We start from the raw sequence: 9,836 nt of genomic DNA, 5'->3' as shown, positions 1-9,836 counted from the left end.
GCATTGCAGGCACATGTCTACGACACAGAGCGTCCTCGTTGAGGGCACGCTGCAGGGGTTGCAGCTATGTGACACGGGACACAATCGCAATCAAGGTGTCTCTTCTTATTTAGATTTTCTTCAAAAAGTGGAAAAATTACGAAACGAAAACCATTTACGCTGCTCAACGTATGTTTTTGTGTTTCGTAGTTTTGTTCTTTTCGTTTACGAGATTACGAAATGACCCGCAAATACCTACCGTGACCTGCGGTGATGTGTTTCGTATTTTTCTGCGTAATTTCACGTCGCCCGAAGCAGACACCCTGCCGTGTGCTTGCTGCAGGGCTGCGGCCGTCCCTCCATGTGGAGCGTCAGTGTCGATGCTGTAACTTAAACGTACATACATTTGTGGCGCTCTCGTTACGTGTCTGTGCATTGCCGAGCTCTTTACTGTTGTGTGTGGGCGCGCAGCCGTAGTGTCCGTGCCACTCCGAGTAGGGCGCGTCGTACCCCAAACCCATGTTCAATTAAATTCCAATCCAGAGAGGTCTTGCACTGTTGCGGTGCGGTTGTCTTCTTTCTCACCGTATTGGACCCTGCGAAATTAATTGGATACGATAGGCCCATGTTGATTTCAGGTTCCGTTTTCATGCGGCCGCTCACCAGCCGCTAAGGCGGTTTTCTCCCTCCCGCAGGTTAGAAACCGCTCCGGTCCTTTAGCCGGGCGGCCATTTGCCATGCCCGGCTCCGTTTCAACTCCACGGAGCACACCTGATGTCTACATACGGATACGGCCGTCACGAACATGGCCAAAATTTTCTCACAGACCACAAGATCATCAACTCCATCGTCGATCTTGTAAAACAAACCTCCGGCCCCATCATTGAGATCGGGCCAGGAAGCGGTGCCCTCACTCACCCGATATCCCACTTGGGGAGGGCAATAACGGCAGTTGAGGTAGACGCAAAACTAGCTGCCAAACTCACAAAAAAGACCGCCTCGGCGTCGGTCGAAGTGGTCCATGATGATTTCCTCAACTTCCCGTTACCCGCCACTCCCTGCGTCATTGTGGGAAACATTCCCTTTCACCTCACCACTGCCATTCTTCGAAAGTTGTTGCATGCGCCGGCATGGACTGCCGCTGTACTCCTCATGCAGTGGGAAGTCGCTCGCCGCCGGGCCGGGGTAGGTGCAAGCACGATGATGACAGCTCAGTGGTCCCCATGGTTCACGTTTCACCTTGGTTCCCGAGTACCAAGGTCTGCTTTCCGGCCACAGCCAAACGTTGACGGGGGGATCTTAGTGATCCGCCGGGTGGGTGACCCGAAGATCCCGATAGAGCAACGCAAAGCCTTTCAGGCGATGGTGCACACCGTTTTCACCGCCCGGGGACGCGGGATAGGGGAAATTCTCCGAAGGGCAGGGTTGTTTTCATCACGTTCAGAGACACAATCATGGTTGCGCTCGCGAGGAATCGACCCCGCAACCCTACCTCCCAGATTGCACACCAGCGACTGGATCGATCTCTTCCAGGTGACTGGTTCCTCTTCACCGCGCCATCGGCCCATTTCACAATCGGGAAGTAGTCAACGCCCTCCTCAACGGAAAAATCGAGGCCGGCGGCGGTAATCCCCCCACCACCAAAACCGAAATCCACCAGTAGTAGTGAACGACCCATGTTCGTCTACCGTGAGCCGCGTTATGGCAGTGACGTGTTCTCGTCGGGCACAGTCATAGTTCCCGGCGTTGCCAGCGACAGGGTTCTACACCCAGCAGCGGGACCGATCAAAATCACCCGCACGGGGAACGACCCTGCTGGTGGTTTCGATTTTGATGAAAGCGAGGAGACATAGCCCCTCGCCAACTCCCCGTAGCTGGCGAACAGTAGCTCCTGGCGCTGGCGCTCGTTGGTGAGTTTGCGTGCCACATCGAAAGCCTTATCGACTTCCCGGTCCAAGTTGTTGTGGGCCTTGAGCAGAATTGGGTCCATCGATAACGGGTTGTAGTGCTCCGCGAGTGACCGCTGGGGGTGCCGCTCGCGTGCCCGCAGCACCAACTGTCCAGCGTCGATGATTCGCTGCTGCGCCTTCTCATCTAGTTCACACAGAGCTGGTCCGCAGTTGTAGCTCCCGATGTACTCCGAAAAACGGAAAAAATAAATAGTGGGGATACATCAACCTTCCACTTTCCATTCTTCCGGCTCAGAGTATTGAGGGGTCTGGGACCGGGTCCGTAAACCCTTTATGTTTTTCGCGCACAGCGGTTTTTAGCGACGCACCCTATAGGTTTTCCGCAGAACCTATATGTGTTTCTGTGCACCCCCATATGTTGTCTGTTTCTAGCGGTATTTCGTTGTACTTTGCGCATCGAATAGTTATTTATCGACGACACTCCGTCGAGTTCAGGTTCAACGTCTGAACCTCTGACCAAGTTCCGAACGGGGCTTACATCAAAGAAGTCTAATAGAGGCTATGACGTTCGTCTCGTGCGAAACGTGGTTGAGCTCCGCTTCAACGTTGAGCGGAATGCCCCACCCATTGCCGTTTCTGCTGCTCGGTCTGATACTTGAAGCATGACGATGTGGAAAGTGTCTGATGACTGGTTTGATCGGCACACAACCCAAGACCTGGCATACCGAGTCCGGGTGCGTGTCATAACGCCGAAAGCGCTGGACTCCGCGTGGGCGCGCATTGTTGAAGAGCACGGTTCTGATGCCGAGGGTGTTGTGCCAATCGGCGGGGCTGCGCTCATCCGGGTCAACGACTGCGAGGCTGAGGCCATCAGCGGGGGAGAAGACGCCCTTGACTCTCTTGAGTGGGCGGTCAACGACGTTCTCGGTGAGGCCCTCAAGGGGGCCGAGGTGCTCGTTGTAAGCGAAGAGCGTTCCCTCGTCATCGACTAGGGAACGCTCTTCGGCTGCTTCTGAAATCAGCTGTGTGGTTAGGTGGTCATGCCCGATGCCCGGTCAGCTTCTTCAGTGCTCCTGATGAACCATGCGTTTGCCTGCGGCAGCCAGAAGAACGCAATCAGAAGGATCGAAATGATGGCCACTGCGACCGTTCCGCCACCACCGGACTCGAGGCCTGCGACGGTGCCTTGCGCGCCCCGCGGGTGCGACTTCTCTCAACGCCAAATAGGGGACGAGGCCACACAATCCGGCGTTCTGCCAGTAAAAACCAGGGGGTTAGGCCTCTTCGTCCTCAGCGCGCAGGCGCGGAACCGACACCATTTCGGGGTTCACGCCCACCTTGTCAGCGTAGAACTCGCGGATGGCCTCCATGTCAGCGCGCACGTCGCCGGTCAGGGTGATGTTATGACCCCATCCGAAAGTCATTGTCTTCTTATCGACAAACCCGAGCTGAACAGGCAGGTGAGCGTCCGTCGCAATGCGGTAGAAACCGGACTTCCAGTAGTCGCGCGGGGACCTCGTACCCTTCGGGGTGAGCACGATGGTGAACTCATCTACGGCGTTCGACTGCTCCACAATCTGCCCAACGACGCCGTGTGCACCGCTGCGATCGATCGCACGTCCGCCGATCCACGTGACGAACCTACCGAAGACAGGGACCTTCACCACGGAGTCTTTGACGAGGAACGTGAACTCGCGGTTAATCGACCAGAATGCGAGCGCCATGAAAACGCCATCCCAGTTGGACGTGTGAGGTGCGCCGATGACCATAACTTTTTCAGGCAGTGGTTCGGCGGACAGAGTCCAACGCGAGAACTTCATGTACGTGCGGGCGATGAGCGGGCGTATTCGCACGGTGTCCCTCTCGGTGGTGGGTGCTTCGGGGTGGTTGGGTGGTGTTCGACAATGATGGGCGACGAGGCGCATCATGCGGTCTAACTTCCTATCTAACGGTAGTACGACGGCTCGCGAGCGTGCATGAGCGTCCCACATGACGTGGTGAACGTCGCAGGTATGGGTAGGGGAATGTCAGCGTTCAGCCGATATTCTGGTTTCAGCTATTTTTGTGGGTCGAATGCGTATCCACCGGCCATGTTCGCACTGACTGATTCAGGTGTTGCTGGCCAATTTGTTGTTGAGGAGTTCATCTATGCCAACCCGCTCTGACCTGCGTAATGTCGCAATCGTGGCGCACGTTGACCACGGTAAGACAACCCTGGTCGACGCGATGCTCTGGCAGTCCGGCGCTTTTTCTGACCGTGACACCGTCGAGAAGACGGGCGAGCGCGTCATGGACTCGGGCGATCTTGAACGCGAAAAGGGCATTACGATCCTCGCGAAGAACACGGCTGTCCACTACCGTGGTCCAGCCGCTCAGAAGCTCGGTCTTAAAGACGGCGTCACCATTAACGTTATTGATACCCCCGGTCACGCTGACTTCGGTGGTGAGGTTGAACGTGGTCTGTCCATGGTTGACGGTGTTGTCCTGATGGTCGATGCTTCCGAGGGGCCGCTTCCTCAGACTCGCTTTGTTCTACGTAAGGCTCTGCAGGCACAGCTCCCGGTTGTTGTCGTTGTGAATAAGGTTGACCGCCCGGACTCGCGTATCGAAGAGGTCGTTTCTGAAACGACCGACCTTCTACTGTCGCTGGGTGAAGATCTGCTGAATGACGGTATTGAAACCGATGTTGATTCTCTGCTCGATGTGCCCGTTATTTACGCGTCCGCCAAGGCTGGCGTGTGCTCGCTGGAAAACCCCGGTGACGGTCAGCTTCCGACCGAGGATCTCGAGCCCCTGTTTGAAACGATTCTGAACCGTATCCCCGGCCCGGAATACGAAGAGGACGTTCCGCTTCAGGCACATGTGACGAACCTTGACGCATCGCCGTTCCTGGGTCGTCTTGCTCTGCTTCGTATCCACAATGGCACGCTGACCAAGGGTGCGAATGTGGGTCTCGCCCGCCATGACGGCACCATTCGTTCCGTGCGTATCACCGAACTGCTACGCACTGAAGGCCTGGAGCGCGTTTCTGCTGAGACTGCTGGCCCCGGCGACATCGTCGCTGTTGCTGGTATTGAAGACATCATGATCGGCGAATCGCTGGTCGACCTTGAAGATCCTCGTCCTCTGCCGTTGATTACCGTTGATGATCCGGCGATCTCGATGACGATCGGTATCAACACTTCGCCGATGGCTGGTCGTGTCAAGGGCGCGAAGGTCACCGCACGTCAGGTCAAGGATCGTCTTGACCGCGAGCTGGTGGGCAACGTGTCCCTGAAGGTTCTGCCGACCGAGCGCCCCGATGCGTGGGAGGTTCAGGGGCGCGGGGAGCTGGCTCTTGCCATCTTGGTCGAGCAGATGCGTCGCGAAGGCTTCGAACTGACCGTCGGTAAGCCTCAGGTTGTCACGAAGGACATTGACGGTGTTCGCAGTGAGCCGATGGAACGTATGACCATCGACATTCCCGAAGAGTACCTCGGCTCCGTTACACAACTGATGGCAGCCCGTAAGGGTCGCATGGAAACCATGTCGAACCACGGTTCGGGCTGGATCCGCCTGGAGTTTGTTGTTCCGGCGCGCGGTCTGATCGGCTTCCGCACCCGCTTCCTCACTGAAACGCGCGGTACCGGTATCGCATCGTCGATCGCTGACGGCTACGCCCCGTGGCAGGGTGCCATCGAGCAGCGTCTGACCGGCTCGCTGGTTGCTGACCGTGCGGGCCAGGCAACTCCGTATGCGATGACGAACCTGCAGGAACGCGGTTCCTTCATCGTTGAGCCTTCTTCCGAGGTTTACGAAGGCCAGGTTGTTGGTGAAAACCCGCGTGGCGAAGATATGGACGTCAACATCTGCCGTGAGAAGAAGCAGACGAACACGCGTTCAGCTACCGCTGATGTGTACGAATCGCTGACTCCGTCGCGCAAGTTGACTCTTGAAGAGTCGCTTGAATTCGCGGCTAGCGACGAATGTGTCGAGGTCACGCCTGAAGCGGTTCGCGTCCGCAAGGTCGTCTTGGATGCACAGGAACGTTTCAAGATCGCGGCACGTGAGCGTCGCGCAGCGAAGTGAGTGGCACGCCCACGCTTCACTCGCTCAGCTATAGATTCCGTCCCCGTCAGTTTTCCTTCTGAAACGATCCGAAGACTGGTTCAGTTTTCCTTCTGAAACGATCCGAAGACTGGTGGGGGCGGAACTTTTTTACCCGTGACCATGGTTTCGGCATCGACTCGGACCAGTCCACGTCGGGTTTCAATCTCGACGTAGTCGCGGGACGTTGTTTTGAGGGTGCCAAGAGCGTCATGGAGTCCATCGGCTAAACGGTAGCGGACAACAACGCGTTCGCCGGGCATCCATGCGAGCCATGGGAGTGGTGGCAGATTCGCGCCTTCGGTTATGTTGGCAGGAATTGCGCCCCGTGGGTCTTTGGAAAATCGCGCTTTCGCGTTGGTTTCGCTAGCGGGGGACCAGGCCTTGTCTTCGGCGGGATTATGCGCATTGGCGCTTTCAAGTGGGGCACTTTGACTCATAGGGGAGATAATAGAGGGCAGAAACTTCCCTATCGATTCCAATGAGGAGTTGCCATGACCTACGTCATCGCACAGCCTTGTGTTGACGTGAAGGATCGCGCTTGCGTTGATGAATGCCCGGTTGATTGCATCTACGAAGGTGCGCGTACTCTCTACATTCACCCCGAAGAATGCGTGGACTGTGGTGCGTGCGAGCCGGTGTGTCCGACCGAGGCAATTTTCTACGAGGACGATCTGCCCGAGGAATGGTCGGATTACTACCGTGCAAACGTTGACTTCTTCAAGGATCTTGGTTCCCCTGGTGGTGCGCAGAAGACCGGTGTCCAGGACTTCGACGATTCGATGATTGCTGGACTTCCTCCGCAAAATCAGGACTGAGTCGCTAACGTGGTCTATATGACCCGCTTGCCTCGTTCTTTAAATCTTCCTGAATTTCCGTGGGATCAGCTTGCTCCCGCGAAGGCGCTTGCTTCGTCGCATCCAGATGGGATCTGCGATCTTTCGGTGGGAACCCCCGTCGATTCGACTCCGGATTTTATCCGCGACGCACTTTCGGCAGCGTCGGATGCCCACGGTTATCCGACGGTCATTGGCACTCAGGAAGTGCGCGAAGCGATCCTCGCATGGGGGCAACGTCGCAATATGGTGGACGTTGGCTTGTCCGGTGTTATTCCCACCATCGGTTCGAAGGAAGCAGTTGCCTGGATTCCGCGTCTGCTGGGAGTTGGCCCGGGGGATACGGTGCTTGTCCCAGAGGTTGCTTATCCGACCTATGACATTGGCGCGCGTCTTGGCGGAGCAACTCCCGTTCCAGTTGATCCTAGGAAGCCGGATACGTGGCCGGATGCCGTTCTTGTTTTCCTCAATTCTCCTGGAAACCCGGATGGTCATGTCCTGTCAGTTGACGAACTTCGTGCCGTTCGTCAGTGGGCGCGCGAGCACGATGCCGTTGTCGTGTCCGACGAATGCTATGCGGCTCTGCCCTGGGAAGATCCGTGGACTTTAGAAGGAATTCCTTCTCTTCTTGATCGCGAGGTCTGTGGCGATGACCCTAGTGGCTTGTTGGTTCTGTACTCGCTGTCGAAGCAGTCAAATTGTGCCGGTTACCGCGGTGCTTTGATCTACGGGGATCCGGATCTGCTTGTTCCGATTATCAATGTTCGTAAGCACTCTGGTCTGATGGTTCCTGCTCCCGTTCAGCATGCGATGGCAATCGCTCTTCGTGACGAGGCGCATGTCGAGGCTCAGCGTGCTGTGTACGAACGGCGACGTAACAGGCTGGTCGAAGCGTGCGCTAAAGCCGGCCTCGTGAATGATGAAAACTCTGTTGCCGGACTCTATCTCTGGCTTGCCCATCCGCACACGCAGGATTCGTGGGAGTTGGTTGACGCGTTCGCGAAACTGGGAATTCTGGTTGCCCCCGGCGATTTCTATGGGGAGGCTGCAAAGGGGCGCGTGCGAGTGGCTCTGACGGCAAGTGATGAGCGTATCGAGGCTGCCTCGCAGCGCCTTGAAACGTGCGTTACTTTCCTTGTGTAGGGGGAAACTCTCCCGGATCTGGTGTCTTTCTATCTTCAAATAATGACCCACACTTAGCGTGTTGTTGACTAGTCTTTTGCAATAAATCGGAGAAAGTTTGACGTTCTAGTGCTTTACAGGTCGAATAACGGCGTATAGAGTGACAGAAATAACGGACTTTCGTCCTAAGTGGCGATTGTGGTCGCAGTGAAGCGACTCGTTGAGAACGAAAGCGCTTTTGCGCATTCTTTCAACCTGTGTGCTTGCATGGCTCCGCATCGCCCAACGTGTTAAGGAGTCCTCATGGCCAAGGCAAAAGTGGAAACGGTCGACGCTACTCCCGACGGCGTGCTTACCGTCGGGGAAAAGAAGATCGTTCTCCCGCGCACCAGCGCCTCCGTCGGTAATGATGGCTTGAGCGTCTCCCGCTTGCTCGCCGACGGCAACGTAGTCAGCCTCGACCCCGGTTTTACGAACACAGCATCGTGCCAATCTGCGATTACCTACATCGATGGTGGTGCGGGAATTCTGCGCTACCGCGGTTACCCGATCGAACAATTGGCAAAGCGCTCGTCGTTCCTAGAGGTCGCCTACCTGCTGATCTACGGCGAACTCCCTGACGCCTCCACGCTGGAAAGTTTCATTCGCTCCGTCCAGCGCCACCGCTTGCTTCACGAAGACTTCAAGGCCTTCTTCACGGCGTTCCCGCACAAGGGCCACCCCATGGCGATTCTCCAAGCGGGTGTCGCAGGCCTGGCAACCTACTACGAAGACACGCTTGATCCGCGCGACCGCACTCAGCTGGATACCGCGCTGGTTCTTCTGCTGGCGAAGGTGCCGACCATGATCAGCTACATCGCGAAGCGCGCCGCAGGCTTGCCACTGCTGTACCCAGACTCGCAACGTAGCTACACCGAAGACTTCATCCGCATGACCTTCGGTATGCCCTATCAGGCGTACGACATTGATCCTGCGATTGTTCGAGCACTCGATATGTTGCTGATTCTTCATGCTGATCACGAACAAAACTGTTCGACCTCGACCGTTCGTCTGGTCGGCTCCTCGCAGGCGAACCTGTATGCATCTGTTGCGGCCGGCGTGGGCGCCCTTGCTGGCCCATTGCACGGTGGCGCGAATGAAGCGGTTCTGCGCATGCTCAATCAGATTCGCGACACAGGTGAGTCGGTTCAGAGCTATGTGGACAAGGTGAAGTCGAAGGCGGAAGGTGTACGTCTGATGGGCTTTGGGCACCGCGTGTACAAGAACTACGATCCGCGCGCGGCTCTGGTGAAGGAAACCGCACACGATGTTCTGTCTCGCCTCGGCAAGCGCGACGAGCTCCTGGATATTGCGATGGAGCTTGAAGATATCGCTCTGAATGACGATTACTTCAAGGAGCGCAAGCTCTACCCGAATGTCGACTTCTACACGGGTCTGATCTACTCGGCGATGGGATTCCCGACCAAGATGTTCACGCCCCTGTTCGCACTTGGTCGCCTGCCCGGTTGGATTGCGCAGTACGTTGAAATGACCGAGGATCCGTCGACGAAGATTGGTCGCCCGCGCCAGGTGTACGTTGGTGCGACTGAGCGCGACTATGTGCTTCTTCGCCAGCGTTCGGCTCGCGTGATTGACTAACGCGCTGTCGGGTTTGCGCTCGGTGTGTAGCCAAAGTCCTTGTCACGTGGGGACGAGGCCGATCAACCGACGAGGCCGATCAACTGAACGTCAACGGGGGTGGCAGACTGCGGTCTGCCACCCCCGTGAGGAGTTAATGGCCAAAATGTGTGTATGGGCTCGGCGTGTTGTGGCTGGTTTATCGTCCGGCCCAGCCTTTGCGGATGTGTAGGGAGCCGTCTTGGTAGGCGGGGTTGTAGTCGATGGCGGTGTCGTAGCCGGTCGG

The 9,836-nt window shown here is 56.7% G+C and carries 10 protein-coding genes; 7 read left to right on the top strand and 3 right to left on the bottom strand.

The window, feature by feature from the left end; genetic code table 11:
* The first annotated feature begins 753 nt into the window (after positions 1-753).
* Positions 754-1,608 (top strand): 23S ribosomal RNA methyltransferase Erm, encoded by an 855-nt coding sequence (erm, locus tag QP109_RS09150; RefSeq protein WP_016456425.1) that lies wholly within the window; start codon positions 754-756, stop codon positions 1,606-1,608.
* Positions 1,609-1,678: 70 nt separating this feature from the next.
* Here erm and QP109_RS09365 read toward each other — a convergent pair whose 3' ends face one another.
* Positions 1,679-2,086 carry a type IIL restriction-modification enzyme MmeI gene (locus QP109_RS09365; protein WP_425319843.1) on the bottom strand — a complete coding sequence of 136 codons (408 nt, stop codon included), beginning with the start codon at positions 2,084-2,086 and terminating at the stop codon, positions 1,679-1,681.
* Positions 2,087-2,551: 465 nt separating this feature from the next.
* Here QP109_RS09365 and QP109_RS09145 point away from each other — a divergent pair, with 465 nt between their 5' ends.
* On the top strand, positions 2,552-2,881 hold the full coding sequence (locus QP109_RS09145) for an XRE family transcriptional regulator (protein ID WP_101627554.1): 330 nt from the start codon (positions 2,552-2,554) through the stop codon (positions 2,879-2,881).
* 282 nt (positions 2,882-3,163) lie between these two features.
* Here the strand turns inward: QP109_RS09145 and QP109_RS09140 are convergent, their stop codons facing one another.
* A complete protein-coding gene (locus QP109_RS09140) occupies positions 3,164-3,742 on the bottom strand; it encodes a 1-acyl-sn-glycerol-3-phosphate acyltransferase (protein WP_502929308.1) in 579 nt (192 codons plus the stop codon).
* A 123-nt stretch (positions 3,743-3,865) separates the two neighbouring features.
* Here QP109_RS09140 and QP109_RS09135 point away from each other — a divergent pair, with 123 nt between their 5' ends.
* Together QP109_RS09135 and typA are read left to right on the top strand one after the other, a co-directional pair.
* Positions 3,866-4,054 carry a hypothetical protein gene (locus QP109_RS09135; protein WP_270772027.1) on the top strand — a complete coding sequence of 63 codons (189 nt, stop codon included), beginning with the start codon at positions 3,866-3,868 and terminating at the stop codon, positions 4,052-4,054.
* Positions 4,038-5,957 carry a translational GTPase TypA gene (gene typA, locus QP109_RS09130; protein WP_101627553.1) on the top strand — a complete coding sequence of 640 codons (1,920 nt, stop codon included), beginning with the start codon at positions 4,038-4,040 and terminating at the stop codon, positions 5,955-5,957. The genes QP109_RS09135 and typA overlap by 17 nt, the downstream gene beginning before the upstream one ends.
* Before the next feature lie 80 nt (positions 5,958-6,037).
* Here the strand turns inward: typA and QP109_RS09125 are convergent, their stop codons facing one another.
* Complete coding sequence (locus QP109_RS09125; RefSeq protein WP_285024427.1) at positions 6,038-6,415, bottom strand: putative acetyltransferase; 378 nt, start codon at positions 6,413-6,415, stop codon at positions 6,038-6,040.
* Between the two features lie 54 nt (positions 6,416-6,469).
* Here QP109_RS09125 and fdxA point away from each other — a divergent pair, with 54 nt between their 5' ends.
* The 3 genes from fdxA to QP109_RS09110 all read left to right on the top strand — a co-directional run bounded on the left by fdxA (position 6,470) and on the right by QP109_RS09110 (position 9,571).
* Positions 6,470-6,793: a ferredoxin gene (fdxA, locus tag QP109_RS09120; protein ID WP_101627551.1), complete on the top strand. Its 324-nt coding sequence runs from the start codon at positions 6,470-6,472 to the stop codon at positions 6,791-6,793.
* Between the two features lie 18 nt (positions 6,794-6,811).
* Positions 6,812-7,954 carry a succinyldiaminopimelate transaminase gene (gene dapC, locus QP109_RS09115; protein WP_285024425.1) on the top strand — a complete coding sequence of 381 codons (1,143 nt, stop codon included), beginning with the start codon at positions 6,812-6,814 and terminating at the stop codon, positions 7,952-7,954.
* Positions 7,955-8,236: 282 nt separating this feature from the next.
* A complete protein-coding gene (locus QP109_RS09110) occupies positions 8,237-9,571 on the top strand; it encodes a citrate synthase (RefSeq protein WP_285024422.1) in 1,335 nt (444 codons plus the stop codon).
* Positions 9,572-9,836: the final 265 nt, after the last annotated feature.

Source organism: Pauljensenia sp. UMB9872, from assembly GCF_030212665.1.
GTDB classification, from domain to species: domain Bacteria; phylum Actinomycetota; class Actinomycetes; order Actinomycetales; family Actinomycetaceae; genus Pauljensenia; species Pauljensenia turicensis_B.
Note: the sequence above shows the minus strand (reverse complement) of the source record. Positions and strands in the feature narration are given on the sequence as shown.

Coding starts and splice junctions, on each gene's coding strand:
- erm (WP_016456425.1), top strand. CDS start 754: ATGTCTACATACGGATACGGCCGTCACGAACATGGCCAAAATTTTCTC.
- QP109_RS09145 (WP_101627554.1), top strand. CDS start 2,552: ATGACGATGTGGAAAGTGTCTGATGACTGGTTTGATCGGCACACAACC.
- QP109_RS09135 (WP_270772027.1), top strand. CDS start 3,866: ATGAGCGTCCCACATGACGTGGTGAACGTCGCAGGTATGGGTAGGGGA.
- typA (WP_101627553.1), top strand. CDS start 4,038: ATGCCAACCCGCTCTGACCTGCGTAATGTCGCAATCGTGGCGCACGTT.
- QP109_RS09125 (WP_285024427.1), bottom strand. CDS start 6,415: ATGAGTCAAAGTGCCCCACTTGAAAGCGCCAATGCGCATAATCCCGCC.
- fdxA (WP_101627551.1), top strand. CDS start 6,470: ATGACCTACGTCATCGCACAGCCTTGTGTTGACGTGAAGGATCGCGCT.
- dapC (WP_285024425.1), top strand. CDS start 6,812: ATGACCCGCTTGCCTCGTTCTTTAAATCTTCCTGAATTTCCGTGGGAT.
- QP109_RS09110 (WP_285024422.1), top strand. CDS start 8,237: ATGGCCAAGGCAAAAGTGGAAACGGTCGACGCTACTCCCGACGGCGTG.